The sequence below is a fragment of the Agrobacterium sp. Ap1 genome (assembly GCF_017313375.1).
In the GTDB taxonomy this organism is placed as follows: Bacteria; Pseudomonadota; Alphaproteobacteria; order Rhizobiales; family Rhizobiaceae; genus Neorhizobium; species Neorhizobium cellulosilyticum.
Genome location: NZ_JAFLMY010000003.1, coordinates 238,998 through 258,938 on the forward strand (window position 1 = coordinate 238,998; position 19,941 = coordinate 258,938).

General features: G+C 59.7%; 21 protein-coding genes. 11 read left to right on the plus strand and 10 right to left on the minus strand.

Annotation, left to right across the window (positions count from 1 at the left end):
- The first annotated feature begins 20 nt into the window (after nt 1-20).
- Both JZX87_RS07360 and JZX87_RS07365 read left to right on the plus strand, forming a co-directional pair.
- On the plus strand, nt 21-599 hold the full coding sequence (locus JZX87_RS07360) for a helix-turn-helix domain-containing protein (protein WP_206825119.1): 579 nt from the start codon (nt 21-23) through the stop codon (nt 597-599).
- An 18-nt stretch (nt 600-617) separates the two neighbouring features.
- Nucleotides 618-1,139, plus strand: a complete 522-nt coding sequence (locus JZX87_RS07365) for a GNAT family N-acetyltransferase (RefSeq protein WP_206824921.1) — start codon at nt 618-620, stop codon at nt 1,137-1,139.
- Here the strand turns inward: JZX87_RS07365 and JZX87_RS07370 are convergent.
- The 3 genes from JZX87_RS07370 to JZX87_RS07380 form a co-directional block, all read right to left on the minus strand.
- Entirely contained in the window at nt 1,066-2,238 is a 1,173-nt protein-coding gene (locus JZX87_RS07370) for an alpha/beta hydrolase family protein (protein ID WP_286194213.1), read from the minus strand. The genes JZX87_RS07365 and JZX87_RS07370 overlap by 74 nt on opposite strands.
- 136 nt (nt 2,239-2,374) lie before the next feature.
- Nucleotides 2,375-3,610: an MFS transporter gene (locus JZX87_RS07375; protein WP_206824923.1), complete on the minus strand. Its 1,236-nt coding sequence runs from the start codon at nt 3,608-3,610 to the stop codon at nt 2,375-2,377.
- A gap of 31 nt (nt 3,611-3,641) precedes the next feature.
- Entirely contained in the window at nt 3,642-4,259 is a 618-nt protein-coding gene (locus tag JZX87_RS07380; protein WP_206824925.1) for a TetR/AcrR family transcriptional regulator, read from the minus strand.
- 152 nt (nt 4,260-4,411) lie between these two features.
- On the opposite strand from JZX87_RS07380, the gene JZX87_RS07385 reads away from it, so the two are divergent.
- Both JZX87_RS07385 and JZX87_RS07390 read left to right on the plus strand, forming a co-directional pair.
- Entirely contained in the window at nt 4,412-4,579 is a 168-nt protein-coding gene (locus JZX87_RS07385; RefSeq protein ID WP_183684920.1) for a hypothetical protein, read from the plus strand.
- 168 nt (nt 4,580-4,747) lie between these two features.
- A complete protein-coding gene (locus tag JZX87_RS07390) occupies nt 4,748-5,959 on the plus strand; it encodes an MFS transporter (protein WP_206824927.1) in 1,212 nt (403 codons plus the stop codon).
- A gap of 45 nt (nt 5,960-6,004) precedes the next feature.
- On the opposite strand, the gene JZX87_RS07395 is transcribed toward JZX87_RS07390, so the two are convergent.
- The 4 genes from JZX87_RS07395 to JZX87_RS07410 all read right to left on the minus strand — a co-directional run bounded on the left by JZX87_RS07395 (nt 6,005) and on the right by JZX87_RS07410 (nt 9,234).
- Nucleotides 6,005-6,223, minus strand: a complete 219-nt coding sequence (locus JZX87_RS07395) for a hypothetical protein (RefSeq protein ID WP_206824929.1) — start codon at nt 6,221-6,223, stop codon at nt 6,005-6,007.
- A gap of 45 nt (nt 6,224-6,268) precedes the next feature.
- Nucleotides 6,269-6,505, minus strand: coding sequence for a 30S ribosomal protein S21 (rpsU, locus tag JZX87_RS07400; protein WP_148146085.1), 237 nt, complete (start codon nt 6,503-6,505; stop codon nt 6,269-6,271).
- A gap of 346 nt (nt 6,506-6,851) precedes the next feature.
- On the minus strand, nt 6,852-7,955 hold the full coding sequence (locus tag JZX87_RS07405; RefSeq protein ID WP_148146084.1) for a TRAP transporter substrate-binding protein: 1,104 nt from the start codon (nt 7,953-7,955) through the stop codon (nt 6,852-6,854).
- A gap of 172 nt (nt 7,956-8,127) precedes the next feature.
- Entirely contained in the window at nt 8,128-9,234 is a 1,107-nt protein-coding gene (locus tag JZX87_RS07410) for a TRAP transporter substrate-binding protein (protein WP_148146083.1), read from the minus strand.
- A gap of 251 nt (nt 9,235-9,485) precedes the next feature.
- On the opposite strand from JZX87_RS07410, the gene mbfA reads away from it, so the two are divergent.
- Nucleotides 9,486-10,472, plus strand: coding sequence for an iron exporter MbfA (mbfA, locus tag JZX87_RS07415; RefSeq protein ID WP_206824930.1), 987 nt, complete (start codon nt 9,486-9,488; stop codon nt 10,470-10,472).
- Between the two features lie 6 nt (nt 10,473-10,478).
- Here the strand turns inward: mbfA and JZX87_RS07420 are convergent, their stop codons facing one another.
- The 3 genes from JZX87_RS07420 to JZX87_RS07430 form a co-directional block, all read right to left on the minus strand.
- Nucleotides 10,479-12,047, minus strand: a complete 1,569-nt coding sequence (locus JZX87_RS07420) for a sensor histidine kinase (RefSeq protein WP_206824931.1) — start codon at nt 12,045-12,047, stop codon at nt 10,479-10,481.
- A gap of 141 nt (nt 12,048-12,188) precedes the next feature.
- Nucleotides 12,189-12,803 (minus strand): transglutaminase-like cysteine peptidase, encoded by a 615-nt coding sequence (locus JZX87_RS07425; RefSeq protein WP_206824932.1) that lies wholly within the window; start codon nt 12,801-12,803, stop codon nt 12,189-12,191.
- A gap of 120 nt (nt 12,804-12,923) precedes the next feature.
- Nucleotides 12,924-13,739 carry an alpha/beta hydrolase gene (locus JZX87_RS07430; RefSeq protein ID WP_206824933.1) on the minus strand — a complete coding sequence of 272 codons (816 nt, stop codon included), beginning with the start codon at nt 13,737-13,739 and terminating at the stop codon, nt 12,924-12,926.
- A gap of 182 nt (nt 13,740-13,921) precedes the next feature.
- Here JZX87_RS07430 and infC point away from each other — a divergent pair, with 182 nt between their 5' ends.
- The 6 genes from infC to pheT all read left to right on the plus strand — a co-directional run bounded on the left by infC (nt 13,922) and on the right by pheT (nt 19,818).
- Nucleotides 13,922-14,458 carry a translation initiation factor IF-3 gene (infC, locus tag JZX87_RS07435; protein WP_148146078.1) on the plus strand — a complete coding sequence of 179 codons (537 nt, stop codon included), beginning with the start codon at nt 13,922-13,924 and terminating at the stop codon, nt 14,456-14,458.
- 209 nt (nt 14,459-14,667) lie between these two features.
- The gene (gene rpmI / locus JZX87_RS07440; RefSeq protein ID WP_112454548.1) at nt 14,668-14,871 is read left to right on the plus strand and encodes a 50S ribosomal protein L35; all 204 of its coding nucleotides are present in this window, start codon (nt 14,668-14,670) and stop codon (nt 14,869-14,871) included.
- 40 nt (nt 14,872-14,911) lie between these two features.
- Complete coding sequence (rplT, locus tag JZX87_RS07445; protein ID WP_148146077.1) at nt 14,912-15,316, plus strand: 50S ribosomal protein L20; 405 nt, start codon at nt 14,912-14,914, stop codon at nt 15,314-15,316.
- A gap of 120 nt (nt 15,317-15,436) precedes the next feature.
- A complete protein-coding gene (locus tag JZX87_RS07450; protein ID WP_206824936.1) occupies nt 15,437-16,261 on the plus strand; it encodes a BUD32 family EKC/KEOPS complex subunit in 825 nt (274 codons plus the stop codon).
- Between the two features lie 22 nt (nt 16,262-16,283).
- Nucleotides 16,284-17,366, plus strand: a complete 1,083-nt coding sequence (gene pheS, locus JZX87_RS07455; protein ID WP_206824938.1) for a phenylalanine--tRNA ligase subunit alpha — start codon at nt 16,284-16,286, stop codon at nt 17,364-17,366.
- Between the two features lie 16 nt (nt 17,367-17,382).
- Nucleotides 17,383-19,818, plus strand: coding sequence for a phenylalanine--tRNA ligase subunit beta (pheT, locus tag JZX87_RS07460; RefSeq protein ID WP_206824940.1), 2,436 nt, complete (start codon nt 17,383-17,385; stop codon nt 19,816-19,818).
- Nucleotides 19,819-19,941: the final 123 nt, after the last annotated feature.

A 19,941-nucleotide genomic window follows, 5' to 3' on the forward strand; every position in this document is an offset into this window, starting at 1 on the left:
TAGGAGAGTGAAATTCTCTGATAATGGAAAATTCGGATGGTGAACTGGAAATCGCAATCGGCGAGCGGCTGAAAAGCCTGCGCGCCAGCTCAGGTCTGACGCTCGATCAACTGGCGGATCGCTCCGGTGTCAGCCGCGCGATGATCTCCCGTATCGAGCGCGCCGAGGCAAGCCCGACGGCGGCCCTTCTGGCGCGGCTGTGCGAAGGGCTTGGCTTGACGCTCTCGGCTTTCTTTGCACCGGAAGAACCGTCGTCTTCGCCCTTGTCGAGGCGAGCGGAACAGCGGCTGTGGCGAGACCCGACGACCGGATATCTGCGTCGCTCGGTTTCGCCTCCAGGCATGCCAAGCCCGGTCGATATCGTCGAGATCGAGTTTCCGGCCGGCGCCAGGGTCAGTTTTCCGCCGCGGGAGGAAAGCCGGGTCATGACCCAGCATGTCTGGCTGTTCGAAGGCATGCTCGAGATGGTGCTACCCGACGCCACCCATCGGCTGCAGCCGGGCGACTGCCTGTTCATGGATATTGGCGACGCCTTCGACTTCTACAATCCATCCGACAAGCCTGCCCGTTACGCGGTGATCCTGAACCGCGGACGCTAAATAACAAAGGGAACATCAATGACTGCCACGATCCGCATCTTCGATGCGAAAAGCGCGCGTGCCGCCATTCCGGACCTCTGCGAGGTGCTATCCGACTGCATCAATGGCGGCGCCTCGCTGGGTTTCATGCTGCCGTTTCAGCCGCAGGATGGAGAGGCCTATTGGAGTGATATCGCCACCGAGGTGGAAAAGGGCGGCATCATTCTCGGTGTGGCTGAAATCGACGGGCGGGTGATCGGCACGGTCCAGGTTGGGCTCGCTTCGAAACCCAACCAGCCGCATCGCGGTGATCTGATGAAGCTGCTCGTGCATCGCTCCGGCCGCGGACTTGGCCTGTCGCGCAGGCTGATGGCGGCGGTGGAAGAAGAGGCAGCCCGCCGCGGCCGCTCGCTTCTGGTTCTCGACACCGCGACCGGCAGCGAAGCGGAAAAAATCTATCCGCGCTTCGGCTGGCAGCGCGTCGGCGTCATTCCCGATTATGCGCTATGGCCGCAGGGCGGCTTTTGCGACACGACGATCTTCTACAAGCGGATCGGATGAAGGAAGGCCGGTGATCCCGGCCTTCCATTGTCTCAATTGCCGGCTGCAGCGTCCTGCCGAAAGCCTCGACGATAAGCCGGCCAAGCTCCGCATGGATGTCTGCCCGCGGACGCTTTGTTTCCTCGCAGATCGGGTCGGTTTCGCCGACGGATTTGAGGAAATCCGAAGCGCCTGGCTTGCAGACCGGCAGGAAGCTGAAGTGGTCGGCATCCTCCACCTGCAGGTAAGACGCGCCGGGAATATCCTTCGCCAGCTGGTCGGAAAGTACGGCCATCGGCACCTGGCCGGGGCTGCCGAGATTAATCAGCGTTACCGGCACGTCGATGCCTGCAAGGCTTGTCTTCTGGAACGTGGTGGCAAGGCCTGGATCGACCGCGATAACGGAAGTGATCCTTGCATCGCGGTTCTGCTGTTCGAAACGTATCCTGTCGATCTCGGCAAGCTTGAAGGGTGCCACATCCACCTGCTCGCCGCCTGCATAACCGCGACCGCCGGCAAACCAGCTGCAATCCATCATGCCGGGGTTTTCGTCGCAATAGCGCGTGTAGGCCGAAAGATCGCCTTTGGCTCCGGCCAGTTCCATTGCCGTGGACCCGCCGAGAGAGAAGCCGAGAATGCCGATACGTTTCTGATCTATGGACGCCCGCCAGCGGGCATCTGTCGTCAGCGCGCCGATCAGGACCGAAATATCCTGGGTGCGCTCCCAGATCTTCGGTGTGGCAGCCGGTGTGGAATCGCCGCTTGTCGTGCCGGGATGGTTCGGTCCGGCGACAATGTAGCCGGCCTTGGCCAGTTCTATGGCAATCCAGCCCATGCCTTCGGCACGCGAACCCGAACCGTGGGAGAGAAGCACAAGCGGAAAGCGGCCTTCGCGGATCGTCGCATTTGCGGCGGCGGAACCCGTATCGAAAATCCTGTCGTAGTTCGGCTTGTCCACCTGCCCGTCGCCTTTCGACGGGTACCAGATGGTGACCGCAAGCGGCCGCGGATAGTCCTGGGTGACGACGCTGATCTTGCGAACGCCGATGGGTTCAGCGGCAATGGCAGCGGTTGCTGCCGTGCACAGGGAAAGGGCGATGAGGAGAGATTTCAGTCTCATTGGGTAACCTCGCTGGTTGAAGAACGGGGTTACCGATGAGCGATCATCGCCGGACGTTCGACCTTGAACATGATCGAGGTCGTTTCACGGCATGTTTTGCGGCCCGCCGACAGGCGGGCCACAGAAACGTGCGGCATCAGTCCTTGGGATGCAGGTTGTGGTGATGCGGCTTCCGTTCGGTCAGGAAATAAACGAAGGCGACGACCGAAAGCGAAACGCCGATCGTCGAGGCGAGCAGCCAGCCGCCCTCGGCAAATGCCCAGGCACCGATAGCCGAGCCGAGTGCCCCGCCGACGAAGAACGTCGCCATGAACAGGCCGTTGAGCCGCGAACGCAGGTCTGCACCAAGCGTGTAGATCGCCCGCTGGCTGATGACGAGCGTCATGGCGACACCGAAATCGAGCAGAATCGCTGCTATCGCCAGAACGACGAGCGCTGCCGTGGTGCCATCAGAGAACAGATGAGTCATCACGAAGGCGATGCCTACCGAGATAATACCGAGCGCGGTCGCCGGGCGACTTAGATTTTTGTCGGCAAGGCGACCGGCGATCGGCGAGGCGATAGCGCCGGCAACGCCGACAAGTGCAAAGAGTGCGATGCCCGTCTGGCCGAGATTGAAGGCGGAACTGGCCAGAACCAGCGGCGTGACTGTCCAGAACAGGCTGAAGGCGGCAAACTGGCAGAACTGGTAGAAGGCGCGGCGGCGCAATATCGGCTGGGTGGCGTAAAGGGTGCCAAGTGAGGCAAGCAGGCCGCCATAGGAAAGCTGCGTGTGCGGCGTGCGCTTGGGCAGGCGGGCGGCCAGGATAAAGCCGAGCACGACCATGACGGCAGCCGAGGCGAAGAAGATCACATGCCAGTTGGTGAGGCCGGTGACGAAGCTTGCGATCGGTCGCGCCATCATGATGCCTATCATCAGGCCGCTGACGACGTTACCGACGACCCGGCCGCGATGTTCTTCCGGCGTCAGGCTTGCGGCAAAGGGAACGATCATCTGTACCGCAGAGGAAGTGAGCCCGATTGCGAGCGATGCCAGCAGGAAGGGTAGGGCGGCGCTCGAAAGGCCTGCGCCGACGAGCGAGATCGCGGTTGCTGCGATCATGATCAGGATCAGCCGGCGGTTTTCGAGAAGATCGCCCAGCGGTACGATGAACAGCAGGCCGAGGCCGTAGCCGATCTGGGTCAGCGTCACGATCAGGCCGGTCAGATGCGGCGGAAGGCCGATTGCCGCGGCGATCGGGCCCGCAAGCGGCTGGGCGTAATAGAGATTGGCGACGATCAGGCCACAGGCTGCGGCCATGACGAATGTGAGGCCGGCGGTCATCCGGCCATGGTGTGCCGGCGTTTCAATCGCCGCGGACGTGCTGGTCATTGGGGTATCCTTGAACAGTCTCTTGTATTTTTCAGTCGAGCAGCTTCATCGCCACATCGACTACGGAAAAGGTTTGCTCGCGGCTGGGGCTGGTCTTGCCCAGAACGCGAAGCCCCTGAACGACGGACAGAAGCAGCCGCGCCGTGGCATTGGGTTCGATGGAGCGGTTGATGGAGCCATCCTCCTGGCCCCTTCGGATCAGCGCCTCGAACGTAGTCTCGAAACGATCCATCGAACGCTCGACACGTCGTGCCGCCTCGTCGTCGAAGATCGCCAGTTCGACGGCCGTCCCGACAGCCAGGCAGCCGCGTCGACCGCCGTCGCCGTGGGCGCCCTCGGCATAAAACACGAGCATGCGGTAAACGCCGTCCCGCCCGTTCTCGGCTTTCTCCAGCTCCTCGTCGAGAAGCGCGTTGCGCACCTGCTTGTAGCGGTCGAAGCTGGCAAGGAAGATCGCATGCTTGTCCTTGAATGCCTTGTACAAACTTCCGGCCGTCAGCCCCATCGCATCGCGCAGGTCTGAGATGGATGTGCCGTGATAGCCCTGTTCGCTGAACACGGTGATCGCCTTGTCGAGCGCATCGTCGATATCGAATTCACGCGGCCGGCCGGCGCTGCGGCCGGGATTGGGGCTGATGTCGATGCTCATGGCAAAATCCAATTAGGAAATGATCGTTTCCAAATAGGCGCGAAGCACTTTCTAGTCAAGTGGCCTGTTCATCATCGACGATAAAATATCGGAACGGTTTTGCATTTGAGGGGTTGGCTCATCGTCACCAACCCAAAAGCTGGAGGACAGACATGAGCAAAAGTGACGTAAAACAGGCCATCAAGCGTGCCAAACGGCAGGTCGAAAACACCAGTTCGGGCGGCCATCTTGGCGGCACCTATTACGGGCAGAGCCCGGACGGCAAGACGTCGTCGATGAACCACAATGTGGGCAGCAACCGCACCAATAGCGGCAGCTGACGTCACCGCAGCGCATGACAATGAAGGCCCCGCCGCGTGCGGGGCCTTTTCTTGGGCGAGGCATATTCCCGAAAATAATCAAACCTCCCTGTCGGCATCTCACCGCCCGCACGTCCTTGGTGTATCGTGGCGCATTCATGCGCCGGAGGACTTCGACAGGAGGGCAGGATGAAAAGCAGCCATTACCGGTGGGTCATCGTGTTTGCCGGCGGCCTGATGGGCTGCGTGGCGGTGGGCGTGATGTTTTCGCTCGCAGTGTTCCTGGAGCCGATCGCCCGCCAGACCGGCTGGTCGCATGCGGCGATCTCCAGCGCCATGACAGTCAATTTCATCGTCATGGGACTGGGCAGTTTCATGTGGGGCGCGGCCAGCGACCGGTTCGGCGCGCGCATCGTCGTGCTGATCGGCTCGGTCCTTGCCGGACTGGCCCTGGTTCTCGCCAGCCGCGCGCAGAGCCTTTTCGCCTTCCAGATCCTCTACGGCTGTCTTGTCGGCCTGTCTGCCAGTGCCTTCATGGCACCGATGATCTCGCTTACCATGCACTGGTTCGATGACCACCGCAGTCTCGCCGTATCGCTTGTCTCCGCCGGCATGGGCATGGCGCCGATGACGATTTCGCCGCTCGCCCGGTTTCTGATCGACGAATTCGGCGACTGGCGCACGGCCATGCTGGTGATCGGTATCGGTGCCTGGATCATTCTCCTGCCGACCGTGCTTCTGGTCCGCAACCCGCCGGATGAGGCGAGGGTTGAGGACGCGCCGCAGGCGGAAGGAGCGGGGCAGCCGATTGCAAAAGTCTTTCGCTCGCCGCAATTCCTGGTGCTGGCCTTCACCTTCTTTGCCTGCTGCACCGCTCATTCCGGGCCGATTTTCCACATGGTCAGCTACGCGATGTATTGCGGCGTCGCGCCGATGGCGGCCGTGTCTATCTATAGTGTCGAGGGGGCAGCAGGCCTGGGCGGGCGCATCGTCTACGGTCTTGCGGCAGACCGGTTCGGCGTCAAGCCGGTGCTGATAATCGGTCTTCTGATCCAGGCGCTGGTGATTGCCGCCTATACGATGGCGACCGATCTCGCGCATTTCTACGCGCTGGCGATCATTTTCGGCGGTACCTATGGCGGCGTCATGCCGCTTTATGCCGTGCTGGCGCAGGATTATTTCGGCGCAAAAATTCTCGGTACGGTGCTGGGTGCTGCTTCGATGCTGTCAAGCATAGGCATGGCTTTCGGGCCTCTTGCCGGGGGCTGGGCCTTCGATGCCTTCAATAATTACAACTGGCTATTTTTCGGTTCCGCTCTTGTCGGGCTTGCCGCAGTACTTATCGCGCTTGCCTTTCCGCCCCTGCCGGGCCGCGAGGAGGAAAAGCTGCAGCCGGCGTGACACCAAAAGCAAAGGCCCGGAGTTTCCGGGCCCTTGGCAGTCTGATCAGTGGTCTTTCTTGCTGCCCGCCTTGCGCTTGGCTGGCGGAGCTTTCGCCTCGACCGCCTCCTGCTGCAGGCGGAGCAATCGCAACCTCTCGGTTTTCGCTTCCCTCGAAGACGCCTCGGCGGCAATGATTGCACGTGCTGCCTCGTTGGTCACGGCGGCCTTTTCCCGAGCTGAAAGCTTGGTCGTGGTCGACGTTTCTTCCTTGATAGCGGTCATGAAGTCATCCTTCCTGAAGTCTTGGGAAAATGGTGGAAGCGGGAATTAGCGCGTACGCGCAACCTTCTTGGGAGCAGGGAGCAATCCCTCGCGCTGCATCTTCTTGCGGGCCAGCTTGCGATAACGACGAACCGCCTCGGCCTTTTCGCGCACACGCTTTTCCGACGGCTTCTCGTACGAGCTGCGCGCCTTCATTTCGCGAAACACACCTTCGCGCTGCATCTTCTTCTTCAAGACGCGCAGAGCCTGATCGACGTTGTTATCTCTGACAAGAACCTGCAAATTATATCCCTTCCGATCTAAACAGTGCCGTACCCGATATTCTCGGCGGCCAAACAAAAAAGGCCGGGCTTGCCCGACCTTTCCAGGACCATAGACCAAATCTCGCTGCCGGTACATCCGCGGTCAGGAGAGGCTGATGGCATCCATCGGCATTCACGTGTGTCTGAGCGCACAAAAAACGCGCTTCATCGTGCATCCGATTGAGATTTCGATATGCATCATATGGGTTGCCGCGCGGAAAAATCAATGAAATCGAGGAATTAATTCCGCGGCCGAATTGGCGCCTGCCGCAAATGCAAAAGCCCGGAGGCATGCTCCGGGCTTTTGCATCCATGTCCTTGAAAGTTCAGAGAGCGCCGTTTCGCTGCTGCATCATCATGAACGTATCATAGCTGTATTCTGCCACCTGCGCCCAGAGATAGGAATCCTTCTTGAACACCTGCTGATGGTCATAGATCTTCTTGAAGGCAGGGCTTTTTGCAGAAAGGTCGGCATAGACTTCCATTGCCGCCTTGAAGCAGGTTTCCATGATTTCCTTGCTGAACGGCTTCAAAACCGCGCCTTCGGCCACGAGCTTGCGCAAGGCGACGGCGTTATGCGCGTCGTAATTGGCAAGCATGCTGGTATTGGCCGAAGCGCAGGCGGTTTTCAGGATGGCCTGGTAGCTCTTCGGCAGCGCGTTGAATTTCTCCAGGTTGAAGAAGGCATGCATCGCAGGGCCGCCCTCCCACCATGCCGGATAGTAGTAATATTTGGCAACTTTGACGAAGCCGAGCTTCTGGTCGTCATAGGGGCCGACGAATTCGGTAGCGTCGATCGTGCCCTTTTCGAGCGCGGCATAAACGTCGCCGCCGGCAATCTGCTGCGGCGTCACGCCGACTTTCGTCATCACCTGGCCGGCAAGCCCGGCAATGCGCATCTTCAGGCCCTTGAGATCGTCGATGGTGACGATTTCCTTGCGGAACCAGCCGCCCATCTGCGTGCCGCTATTGCCGGCGGGCAGGGCGTAGAGACCGCGGGGAGCAAGAAACTCGTTGATCAGATCATTGCCGCCATTGGCGAACCAGGCGTTGGTCATGCGGGCGTTGAGGCCGAACGGAATGGCGGTGCCCAGCGCAAACGCCGGGTCCTGGCCGATGTAATAGTAAGAGCAGGTATGCGCCATCTCGACCGTGCCGTTGGCGACCGCATCGGCGGCCTGCAGGCCGGGCACCAGTTCGCCGGCTGCATAGGTCTGGATGTTGAAATTGCCGTCGGTTGCATCGCGAACGATCTGGGCAAGCTCGTTGCCGGCGCCGAAGATGATGTCGAGGCTCTTCGGGAAGGAGGACGTCATGCGCCAGGTGATCTTTGGCTGTTCCTGGGCAATTGCCGGTGCCGCCAGTGTCGTCGCCGCTGCCGCGCCGATGCCTGCCGCCGTTGCCTTCTTGAAGAAATGCCTGCGATCCATCGAATTCATCCTCCCGCGCCAGCGCGCGTCTGTGGTTATAGGGCTCGTGTTAAGCGCATTGATTTGGCAAGAACAAGCCGAGCCGCGTCATAACCGATGATTTCTTGTTTTTCGTAAATGCGAAGAAGCCCGGACATGCGCCGGGCTTCGAGTTTCGATCATGTCGGAGACCTTACAGCGTTCCCTTGCGCTGCTGTGTCATCATGAAGGCGTCATAGCTGTATTCGGCGATCTGGTTCCACAGATAGCCGTCCTTCTTGAATGCCTGCTGGCTGTCATAGATCTTCTTGAAGGCAGCGTTCTTGGCGTTGAGGTCGGCATAGACTTCCTGTGCCGCCTTGTAGCTGGCTTCGAGGATTTCCTGGGTGAACGGCTTCAGCACCGCACCTTCAGCAACCAGCTGGCGCAGCGCCTTTGCATTATGCGCATCGTAACGGGCCAGCATGTTCTGGTTGGCGTTGGCGCAGGCGTCTTTCAGGATGCGCTGGTAGCTTTTCGGCAGGGCGTTGAACTTTTCCAGATTGAAGAAGGCGTGAACAGCCGGTCCTCCCTCCCACCATGCCGGATAGTAGTAATATTTGGCGACTTTGACGAAGCCGAGCTTCTGGTCGTCATAGGGACCGACGAATTCGGTAGCGTCGATCGTGCCCTTTTCGAGTGCGGCATAAACGTCGCCGCCGGCAATCTGCTGCGGGGTAACGCCGAGCTTCGACATCACCTGGCCGGCGAGACCAGCAATCCGCATCTTCAAGCCGTTCAGGTCCGCAACCGTGTTGATCTCCTTGCGGTACCAGCCGCCCATCTGCGCGCCGGTATTGCCGGCCGGAAGGGCATAGAGACCGTAGCCGGCGAGGAATTCGTTAAGCAACTCGTTACCGCCGCCGATCGAGAACCACGAATTGGTCTGGCGGGCATTGAGACCGAAGGGCACGGCGGTGCCGAGCGCGAAGGTCGGATCCTTGCCGATGTAATAGTAAGAGCAGGTATGCGCCATCTCGACGGTGCCGCTGGAAACCGCATCGGCCGCCTGCAAGCCGGGCACGATTTCACCGGCCGCAAAAGTGTTGATGGTGAAGTTGCCGTCCGAAGCTTCCTTTACGCTGGCGGCGATATCGGTGCTGGCAGCCCAGAGAATGTCTGTGTTCTTGGTAAAGGAAGACGTCATGCGCCAGGTGATTTTCGGGCTCTCCTGGGCAATGGCAGGAGCAGCGAGCGCGGTTGCGGCGACGGCACCAGCCCCGGCTGTGGCGGCTTGACGGAAGAAATGTCTGCGGTTCATGAAAAAGAAAGCCTCCCAGATGCTTTGGCGCGCCCTGATATCCATGCGTGCCAAATCGCTCATAAGCCGTTTGTTTCATGCCCGGCAAGAAGTATTTTTCAAATATTACGCTGCACTGCAGCATTGCTTTTCATAAATTGCGAAAAGCGGTCGTTTTACCATCGCGAGCATGCTCATTGATCGAGCTGCAAGTCGGCTTGCATTTTTTCGGCCAAGGGCTTAGTTTAGAATTATTCTAAGTGGAGTTTTCGATGTTTACCCGCATTCTGCCGTCCTCCCGCCGGTCATTTTCATCATTGTCTGAAGAAGAAATCCTCGCGCTGGCGATTGCCTCCGAAGAAGAGGATGCCAGTATATATCTCGGCTATGCCGATGGCTTGAGGCAACAATATCCTGCCTCGGCCAAAGTGTTCGAAGACATGGCAGAGGTCGAGCAGACACATAAGAACTCGCTGATCGAGATTTTTCGCACCCGTTTCGGCGAGCGCATTCCGCTCATCCGCCGCGAACACGTTCAGGGATTTTATGCACGCAAGCCCGATTGGCTGCGCAAGAACCTGCCGCTGGAAACTGCGAGAGCGGAAGCAGAAGCGATGGAGCAGCAGTCGGCTCGCTTCTATCGTGAGGCAGCTAAGCGTGTCTCCGATGCTTCGACTCGGCAACTGCTTGGCGATCTGGCGCTGGCCGAGGAAAGCCACGAGGATATCGCCCGCATGCTGACGGAAAAGCATGTTTCTGAAGAGGCGAAAAGCGATGAGGACCAAAACGCTCGCCGCCAGTTCATCCTGACTTACGTCCAGCCTGGTCTTGCGGGCCTGATGGATGGATCGGTCTCGACGCTGGCGCCGATCTTTGCCGCTGCCTTTGCTACCGGCGACACCTGGTCAACCTTCCTGATCGGCCTCTCGGCCTCTGTCGGCGCCGGCATCTCGATGGGCTTTACCGAGGCCGCGCATGACGACGGCAAGATTTCCGGCCGCGGATCGCCGGTCAAGCGCGGTCTGGCTTCCGGCATCATGACGGCGCTCGGCGGTCTTGGCCATGCGCTGCCCTATCTGATCCCGCATTTCTGGACTGCAACCATCGTTGCCGCCATCGTCGTTTTCTTTGAACTTTGGGCGATCGCCTTCATCCAGAACCGCTACATGGAGACGCCGTTCATGCGCGCCGTTTTCCAGGTCGTGTTCGGTGGTTCTCTCGTTCTGGCTGCCGGTATCTTCATCGGCAATGCTGGATAGGTCGGTTCAGGCAGCTTCCGCTGCCTCTTCCGTCGTCGGCACGGTCAGCGTGAACACCGCGCCTCTGTCGTTGTGGATTTCGGATTGCCCGCCCAGCTGGCGCACGAAGCTTGAAATCAGCTTCGTGCCCATGCCGGTCTTGCGGGCATCCTCCGCGATCCCCGGCCCGTCGTCACGAATGACAAGCTTCAGCATGCCCGCCTCCTGAAACAGGCGTACGCTGAGCTTACCTTCACTGCGACCGGCAAAGGCATATTTGAAGGCGTTGGAAACCACCTCGTTGATGATCATGCCGAGCGGCAGGGCAAGGTCCCGGTCGAGCGCGATCGGCGCAAGATCGAGATCGAGTTTCACTGGCATGTCATAGCCCGACGCGATGTCTGAAATCAGCCGCGTCGCATAGGGCGCGACTTCAATCTCTTCGAACTGGTCGGTGTTGTAGATCTGCTCATGCACGGCGATCATCGCACTAATCCGCCGCGCCATGTCGTCCCGCACTTCCTGCGGCAGACGCTGCAGCCGCACAAGTGCCAGCACGGCCTGTAGATTGTTCTTCACTCGGTGATGGATTTCGCGCAGCAGGAAACGATTGCGCTCGGCCGCCTGCTCCAGTTGTTCATTGCGTGCCGCCGTGCGGTAGAGCAGTGCATAGATCCAGAAAGAGGCGCCCACCAGGATCGCCATCATGGGCACGACAAACAGCGCATCACCGAACAGATTGCGCCAGAACTGATCGAGCACTTCCTGCCGTTCGATCGCCGCAAGCGCGATCAACGGCCAGTCCTGCACCTTCCAGAAGGCGACGATCCGCGCAAAGCCGTCGATCTGCGACACCGGATTGTGGTGGAAGCCGCTCGCCTTCTCGCGGGTCAGTGGATACCATTCGGTCGTGCTCAGGTTGATCGGCTTGAGGGCCAAGGGGCGTCGTGCGACCAGCCAGCCATCGTCACGAATGACCGAGATCGTTGAGTTTGGTCCAAGATTCATAGATGACCAGAACCGGTCGAGATTGTCGTTCGGGATGGTGATCGAGGCAACGCCGAGGAAATCGCTGCCGCTGCCGATCCGCCTCGCAATGATGAAGGCCGGCTTTCCCGCCTGTTCGTTATCGAGCAGTCGGCTGAATGTGAGCGCTTCGCCTTCCTTCAGGCGTTTGAAATAGGCGCGCTCGGCGTGGTTGGGCAGCGTATTGTCCGGCGCGCTGGAAAAACGGGTCTGGCCGTCCTGATCGAGAATGGCATATTCGAAGCCGACCGGTAATTCGCCCACGGCTCGTTCCAGATCGAGGATCAGCTCAGTGGAACTGTCGATCGGGCGCCCGCTGATCGCCGCCTCGATCCGGCGAAGCGCAAGATCGCTGGCCTCCATCATCCATTCCATATGGGCGGCGACCACATGCGCGGATGAAACTGCGCGCGCTTCGCCTTCGCGAAGGGCGTTGTTGTAGTTTTCGTAAACGGTAAGAGCGCCGAAACCCAGCACGACGGCTGTCAGCACGCCGGCAAGCCAGAGCGGCAGGGTGGGTCGGGCGGAACCATGGGGGCGCATCAAGCCTGTCAACCTTTCGTTACGCACCACAGGCCTCCATCGCAGAAAGATCCGCTCTGCCGGACAGGCGGCGGCGCGACCTTCTGATTCCCGAAAGAGTAGAGAGAACAACCCGCCGCTGCAAGCAGGGCGGGTTGTATGCTTAATGACTTATGTCTGAGATTCTTGTTACCGCAAGGCACCGACAAGCAGGTCGCGACCGTTTTCGATCGTCACCCAGCGCCCGGTATTGAACGTCGCTTGGCGCTTGAGGAACGTGTAGGGCGTTTGGTTCCAGGCAAGAACATCGTTGTCGAGATTGTCGAGGATGAAATCGCCATCGGTGGTGCGCAGGGTCAACACGGCATGGCCTTCGCCATCAGGCTTGCGCACGACAGTGATCAGGAGATCGGAAAGTGCGAAACCGAGCTGGGCCAGTTCCTTGCGCTTCTGCAGGGCATAGTCCTCACAATCTGCAAAGACGGTCGGATAGGTCCAATATTCCTCGACGCCATAGGCTTCGAGATCGGTACGGGCAATATAGCGGGTGTTGATTGCGCGGTTGACGTCGCGAACGACGTTCCAAGCATGGTCGTCCATGCGTGCGGCAGGCGCTGACCGGCTTTTGACATTGCACTCTGCCGGCAGGCGCTGACAGAATTCGTAATGTCCGATCGGCTGCGACGTCACAGCACCCGTAACCATAGCCATCGGGGCTTGTGGTGCTGGTATTGCCGCGCCGGCAGAAGCAAGCACGCAAGCGAGGATCACGGCTACATGCCGCACCTTCAGGGCTAAATTCATTGACCCGTCCCTTAAATTCCTAACAAAAAGTTAAGAGGTCTTAAGGGTCGGAGTCAATTGTTCAGCTTTTGTTAAGGTGAAGCTCTTTGCGAATATGGTTAAGACTGCGGCTTTTCCGTCTCAGCCCAGTTTTTCATCATCGATTATTAGGGCGCTCACCGCCGCTTCCATTTTTTGCAGATCCTGCGGCCGTGACAGGCGATGATCGCCGTCTCGGATCAACGTCAGAGTGACATCGTCGGCGGGCAGGAATTCCATCAGTTTCAGTGCATGCTGATAGGGCACGTCCGGGTCCGCCATCCCCTGCAGGATATGCACCGGGCCGCCGGTTTCGATAATGCCGGAGAGCACGCGGTTCTTTTGCCCGTCCTCTATCAGGGTGCGGGTGTAGATGTTCGGTTCCGGGCTGTATTGCGAATGTTCCTCGAAATAGCCTCGCTCTGCCAGAGACTGTCGCTCCTTGTCCGTCAGTTCGGGCTCGATCAGCTCACTGGTGAAATCCGGCGCCGGCGCGATCAGCACCGTTCCGTCGATCTTCGGGCCCTCTGCACGCTTTCTCAGTTCCTGGATCAGTCGCAGCGCAATCCATCCGCCCATCGAAGAACCGACAAGGATGACGCTCTTTGGTGCGGCTGCATCGATCACCGCGATCGTTTCTTCCAGCCAGCGCGAGATCGTCCCGTCGCGGAACTCGCCACCTGATGCGCCGTGGCCGGAATAGTCGAAACGGATGCAGGCCGCGCCAAGTCTCTCGGCCAGCGCATCGAGCACGACAGCCTTGGTGCCTGTCATATCGGAGCGATAGCCGCCCAGCCAGACAAGCGCAGGTTTTTCGGTTGTCGCCGTGGCGGCGCGGTAGATGATCGCGATCTCGCGGGCATCCGATCCCGTTCCGACAGTAGTGGTGGCAGTTCCGGTGGCGGTGATCTTGCTCATAGTCTTACTCCTGCGAATGACGGGAGCTATAAATCAGAACTAAAGCGGTTGTCAGGAGGTGATTTTTTCGCGCCGTCATGCTATTGACATCCACTCGGTAATCACGACATTCCGCTCGGCTCCCGGCCGCGCGCGAATTTCGTCGTTGCCTGTGCCCGAAAACGATCTAGGAGAATACGACCATTCGCAGACCATTCAAAGCCGATGCCCCCGTCAAGGAAGGCCCGCGCTCCAATCGGGAAATTCGCGTTCCCAAGGTCCAGCTTATCGATGCCGAAGGCGTGAATCTCGGTGCAGTACCCACCGACCAGGCCCTCAAGATGGCCGAGGAAGCAGGACTGGACCTCGTAGAAATCTCGCCGAACAATGATCCGCCGGTGTGCAAGATCCTCGACCTCGGCAAGCTGAAATACGCGAACCAGAAGAAGGCGGCCGAAGCGCGCAAGAAGCAGAAGATCGTCGAAGTCAAAGAAATCAAGATGCGCCCCAACATCGACACGCATGACTATGACGTGAAGATGAAGGCGATGAACCGCTTCTTTGAAGAAGGCGACAAGGTAAAGGTGACGCTGAAGTTCCGTGGCCGCGAAATGGCTCACCAGGAACTCGGCATGAAGCTTCTGCTGCAGGTCAAGGAAGATACGCTGGAGATCGCCAAGGTTGAGGCTGAGCCCAAGCTTGAAGGTCGTCAGATGATGATGGTACTGGCGCCGAAATAAGCGCCGTGCCGACCCGCCGCGAGGAAGCCGCAAGGTGGCGGGAATGCCGGTCTCTGGCCGGTCGCACTGGAGGATTTCCCCCATTGCGCTTTTGACCGACTGCGGTTATAAGCGCGCGTCCGAACGGTCCGGCAGGGCATGCCGTGGCCGTTCTAAATGCTTGAAGCAGACCTCTTCAGTCGGCTTCGATACAAGAATGGAGTAGCAAAATGCCCAAGATGAAGACGAAATCGTCTGCCAAGAAGCGGTTCAAAGTCACCGCAACTGGCAAGGTTGTTGCAGCTGCCGCCGGCAAGCGCCACGGCATGATCAAGCGTTCCAACAAGTTCATCCGCGACGCACGCGGCACGATGGTCCTCGCTGAGCCTGATGGCAAGAAGGTCATCAAGAACTACCTGCCCAACGGTCTCTGAGACTTTCAGGCTATTTGGAAACGTTTAAGGAGATCATGACATGGCACGCGTAAAACGTGGCGTAACTTCCCGCGCCAAGCACACCAAGACCCTCAAGGCAGCCAAGGGCTTCTACGGCCGCCGCAAGAATACCATTCGCGCCGCAAAGGCTGCTGTTGACCGTTCGCGTCAGTTTGCAACCCGCGACCGTCGCGTCAAGAAGCGCAACTTCCGCGCTCTGTGGATTCAGCGTATCAACGCTGCTGTTCGCGAATCCGGCCTGACCTACGGCCGCTTCATCGACGGCCTGAACAAGGCTGGCATCGAAGTCGACCGCAAGGTTCTGTCCGACATGGCTATCCATGAGCCGGCAGCATTCGGCGCACTGGTTGAAGCTTCCAAGAAGGCTCTGGCCTATCTGAAGAACACTGGCAACGCCAACGAGTTCGAAGCCGCGGTCAAGTAAGCCCGCGTTCGTCTCTACTTTTGTAAAAGACCCGCGCGGCTCTGCTGGCGCGGGTCTTTTGTTTTCTGCCGTTTCACATTCCGATGAGACGGACCAATCACGGTATTCAGGAGCGCTGCGGTGCCAAATGATGTCGTTGACATAAAGAACGGACCGTCGCTGCCGTCGGAAGACGCGGCAACCTTGCTTGCTGCGCTGGTTTCCGATGCAAGGCGGGTACAGGCGGTGACGCTCAGTTGTGGCACGGTCTGGATCAAGCGGCACGGCGACAAGGGCAGGCGCGCTATCGTTGCGGTTCAAAATGCTGTTGCGCGCGTGTTTCGGCTTCCCTTCATGCGACCGTCCCCTGCCGAGACGGCCGAGGGAATGGTGCAGCGCGACCTGCGCAGAATTGCGAAATACTCACAGGCGGGCGTGCCGACTGCCGCCGTCATTTATTCTTCCGGCAGCGCCATCGTTTTGAGCGATATTGCCCCAACGGTACAGCAGCAGTTGAGGTCTCTGCGTGATGCGGATCCGGCTGCGCATGACGCGCTTCTCGTTTTCTGTGCCGGTGAACTCGGACGGCTGCATGGTGCCGGGCTTTGTCATGGGCGGCCTTATCCGCGGGACATGTTCATCAGGGGTGACCGCCTCGGTTTCATCGATTTCGAGGAAGAGCCGGAAGCCGTCATGCCGATGGAAACGGCGCAGGCGCGCGATTTGTGGCTGCTCTTTCTGCAACTGAGCGAAAGGGCGACCGAGCGCCGGAAAACGCAGGATCGCGCTTATGCGGCATGGGCTGCGGCTGCCCCGAGGGCGGCAATCGCCGAACTGCGCGAAATCACACGTTCCATGGGCCGCTTTTTATGGCTTGCCCGGTTGATTGGCCGATTTCACATGGGTAGAGATTTGCGGCAATTCATCCTGGCTACCACCTATCTGACAACGATGTTCAACGGCTGAATTTGCCGCAAAGCAGGAAAAGATGACCGAACTCGAAACATTGAAGAGCGCGCTTCTGGCCGAGATCGCCGGCGCGGGCGACGAAGCGGCAATCGAGGCTGTCCGTGTCTCGGCCCTGGGCAAGAAGGGTTCGGTTTCCGAACTCCTGAAGACCTTGGGCTCAATGACGCCGGAAGAGCGCCAGACCCGCGGTGCGGCAATCAACGCGCTGAAGAACGAGATCACCGACGCAATCACGGAGCGCAAGACGGTCCTGAAGGACGCTGCGATCGACGCGCGCCTGAAGGCCGAAACGCTGGACGTCTCGCTGCCGGTCCGCTCTTCGCCGGCCGAGCGTGGCCGTATCCATCCGATCAGCCAGATCATCGACGAGATCACCGCCGTCTTCGCCGACATGGGTTTCTCGATTGCAGAAGGCCCGGATGTCGAGACCGATTATTATAACTTCACTGCGCTGAATTTCCCGGAAGGCCATCCGGCCCGCGAGATGCACGACACCTTCTTCTTCCAGCCGGATGAAAAGGGCGAGCGCAAGGTTCTGCGCACCCATACCTCGCCGGTTCAGGTCCGCACCATGGAAGCGCAGGATCCGCCGATCCGCATCGTTATTCCGGGCAAGACCTATCGCCAGGACAGTGACGCGACCCATTCGCCGATGTTCCATCAGGTCGAAGGCCTCGTCATCGACAGGAAGTCGAATGTCGGCAACATGCGCTGGGTTTTGGAAGAATTCTGCAAGGCTTTCTTCGAAGTGCCGTCGGTGACGATGCGTTTCCGCCCGTCCTTCTTCCCCTTCACGGAACCGTCCTTCGAAGTCGATATCCAGTGCGACCGCTCCGGCCCGATCGTCAAGTTCGGCGAGGGAACAGACTGGATGGAAATCCTCGGCTGCGGCATGGTCCACCCGAACGTGCTGCGTTCCGGTGGGCTCGATCCCGACGAATACCAGGGTTTTGCCTGGGGCATGGGCCTCGACCGCATCGCCATGCTGAAATACGGCATGCCGGACCTGCGTGACTTCTTCAACGCCGATGTTCGCTGGATGAACCATTACGGCTTCCGCCCGCTCGACATGCCGACCCTGTTCGGCGGTCTGAGCCAGTAACGGAAGGGATAAGATCATGAAATTCACGCTTTCCTGGCTCAAGGATCATCTTGAGACCGACGCCACCCTCGACCAGATCTGCGAGCGCCTGACGGCGATCGGCCTCGAAGTCGAGGATGTCGATGACAAGGCGGCCTACAAGCCTTTCGTCATCGCGAAAATCCTGACGGCCGAACAGCATCCTGAAGCTGACCGTCTGAGGGTTCTCTCCGTCGATGCCGGTCCGGACGTCAACGGCGGCAAGCCGCTGCAGATCGTTTGCGGCGCACCGAATGCCCGCGCCGGCCTTATCGGCGCGCTGGCGCGTCCGGGCGACTATGTTCCGGGCCTCGACGTGACGCTTGGCGTCGGAAAAATCCGCGGTGTCGAAAGCCACGGCATGATGTGTTCCGAGAAGGAACTCAACATGTCGGACGAGCATAACGGCATCATCGACTTGCCCGAAAACGCGCCGGTCGGCACGTCCTTCGCCGCCTATGCCGGTCTCGACGATCCGATGATCGAGATCAACCTGACGCCAAACCGCCCGGATTGCACCTCGATCTACGGCATCGCCCGCGATCTCGCAGCCTCGGGTCTCGGCACGCTCAAGGTTCCGGCAGCACCCGCGCTGAAGCTCGAAGGTGAAACGACCGTTGGCCTGACCATCGATCTCGATGACGAAAAGCTTTGCCCGGGCTTTGGACTGCGCCTCGTGCGCGGCGTCAAGAACGGCCCGAGCCCAGCATGGATGCAGACCCGTTTGAAGGCAATCGGCCTTCGCCCGATCAACGCGCTGGTCGACATCACCAATTACATGACCTTCGACCAGGGCCGCCCGATGCACGTCTTCGACGCCGCAAAGGTCAAGGGCGATCTGACCGTCCGTCGCGCCAAGGAAGGCGAGACGGTGCTGGCGCTCGATACCCGTGAATACAAGCTCGGCCCGAACAACGTCGTCATCGCCGATGACAATGGTGTCGAATCGATCGGCGGCATCATGGGTGGCGAACATTCCGGCTGTGACGAGAACACCGTCGACGTGCTGATCGAAAGCGCCCTGTGGGACCCGATCAACATCGCGAAATCCGGCCGTACGCTCGGCATCATCACCGATGCGCGTTACCGCTTCGAACGCGGTGTCGATCCGGAATATATGGTTCCCGGCCTCGACCGCACGACGCAGCTGGTTCTCGACCTGTGCGGCGGCACGCCGGCAAACGAAAAGATCGTCGGCTACAAGGGCTATGAGGCGAAGACCGTCGATTTCCCCTTCTCGGAAGTGAAGCGCCTGACCGGCCTTGAGGTTTCGACCGACGAAAGCCGCGAAATCCTCACCCGTCTCGGCTTCACCGTCGAAGGTTCCGGCGAGCGTGTCAGCGTAAAAATTCCGTCCTGGCGTCCGGATGTCGATGGCAAGGCCGATCTCGTCGAAGAGGTCATGCGCATCCATGGCGTCGACAACATCAAGCCGGAGCCGCTGGAAAATCTCGGCACGGTCAACGGCAAGATCCTGACCACGCTGCAGATCCGCACCCGCACCGCCAAGCGTGCGCTCGCCTCGCGCGGCATGCTGGAAGCCGTCACCTGGTCCTTTATTTCGGAAGATCAGGCAAAGCTCTTCGGCGGCGGTTCCGCCGCGCTGAAGCTCGCCAACCCGATCGCAGCCGATATGTCCGACATGCGCCCCTCGCTTCTGCCGGGCCTTTTGACGGCCGCCCAGCGCAATGCGGACAAGGGCTTTGGCGACGTGGCGATCTTCGAAGTCTCGGGCACCTATGAGAATGACACGCCGGAAGGCCAGCGTCGCGTCGCCGGCGGGATCCGCCGCGGTACCGCGTCCATCAACGGGGCCGGCCGCATGTGGTCGAATACGACGAAGGGCGGCGGCAAGCCGGTCGACGTCTATGACGCCAAGGCCGATGCGCTTGCCGTGATCGAAGCCTGCGGCCTGCCGATGGGCAATGTCCAGATCGAGCAGGGCGGTCCTTCCTGGTATCATCCGGGCCGTTCGGGCACAATCAAGATGGGTCCCAAGGTCATCCTCGGTACCTTCGGCGAATTCCATCCGAAGACGCTGGCGGCGCTTGATGTCTCCGGTGCTCTGGCAGGTTTCGAGATCTATCTCGACGCCATGCCGGAACCCAAGAAGAAGGCGACCCGCACCAAGCCGGGCCTCGAGCTTTCTCCGTTCCAGGTGGTGAAACGCGACTTCGCCTTCGTGGTCGGCTCGCAGGTGGAAGCCGGTGCCATCGTCAAGGCGGCAACCAGCGCCGATCGCAAGCTGATCACCGGCGTCAACGTCTTCGACGTCTTCGAAGGCGCATCGCTTGGCGAAGGCAAGAAGTCGATCGCAATCGAGGTTCTCATCCAGCCGGTCGACAAGACCCTGACGGACGAGGATTTCGAAGCCCTGACCGGCAAGATCGTCGCCAATGTAGAGAAGACGACGGGCGGCGTGCTGCGCGCCTGATTTCGGGTGGCGAGATTGGCTGTTCGGTGTGATCGTGGGTGAGTTGCCCCTCACCCTAACCCTCTCCCTGTGAACGGGGAGAGGGGACGTGCCCAGCTTAAAGCTGGAGAGGGATGGAGACAT

Coding starts and splice junctions, on each gene's coding strand:
- JZX87_RS07405 (WP_148146084.1), bottom strand. CDS start 7,955: ATGGATCGCAGGCATTTCTTCAAGAAGGCAACGGCGGCAGGCATCGGC.
- JZX87_RS07365 (WP_206824921.1), top strand. CDS start 618: ATGACTGCCACGATCCGCATCTTCGATGCGAAAAGCGCGCGTGCCGCC.
- JZX87_RS07390 (WP_206824927.1), top strand. CDS start 4,748: ATGAAAAGCAGCCATTACCGGTGGGTCATCGTGTTTGCCGGCGGCCTG.
- JZX87_RS07425 (WP_206824932.1), bottom strand. CDS start 12,803: ATGAATTTAGCCCTGAAGGTGCGGCATGTAGCCGTGATCCTCGCTTGC.
- JZX87_RS07370 (WP_286194213.1), bottom strand. CDS start 2,238: ATGAGACTGAAATCTCTCCTCATCGCCCTTTCCCTGTGCACGGCAGCA.
- JZX87_RS07385 (WP_183684920.1), top strand. CDS start 4,412: ATGAGCAAAAGTGACGTAAAACAGGCCATCAAGCGTGCCAAACGGCAG.
- rpmI (WP_112454548.1), top strand. CDS start 14,668: ATGCCCAAGATGAAGACGAAATCGTCTGCCAAGAAGCGGTTCAAAGTC.
- pheS (WP_206824938.1), top strand. CDS start 16,284: ATGACCGAACTCGAAACATTGAAGAGCGCGCTTCTGGCCGAGATCGCC.
- JZX87_RS07380 (WP_206824925.1), bottom strand. CDS start 4,259: ATGAGCATCGACATCAGCCCCAATCCCGGCCGCAGCGCCGGCCGGCCG.
- JZX87_RS07430 (WP_206824933.1), bottom strand. CDS start 13,739: ATGAGCAAGATCACCGCCACCGGAACTGCCACCACTACTGTCGGAACG.
- JZX87_RS07375 (WP_206824923.1), bottom strand. CDS start 3,610: ATGACCAGCACGTCCGCGGCGATTGAAACGCCGGCACACCATGGCCGG.
- JZX87_RS07410 (WP_148146083.1), bottom strand. CDS start 9,234: ATGAACCGCAGACATTTCTTCCGTCAAGCCGCCACAGCCGGGGCTGGT.
- rplT (WP_148146077.1), top strand. CDS start 14,912: ATGGCACGCGTAAAACGTGGCGTAACTTCCCGCGCCAAGCACACCAAG.
- JZX87_RS07395 (WP_206824929.1), bottom strand. CDS start 6,223: ATGACCGCTATCAAGGAAGAAACGTCGACCACGACCAAGCTTTCAGCT.
- pheT (WP_206824940.1), top strand. CDS start 17,383: ATGAAATTCACGCTTTCCTGGCTCAAGGATCATCTTGAGACCGACGCC.
- mbfA (WP_206824930.1), top strand. CDS start 9,486: ATGTTTACCCGCATTCTGCCGTCCTCCCGCCGGTCATTTTCATCATTG.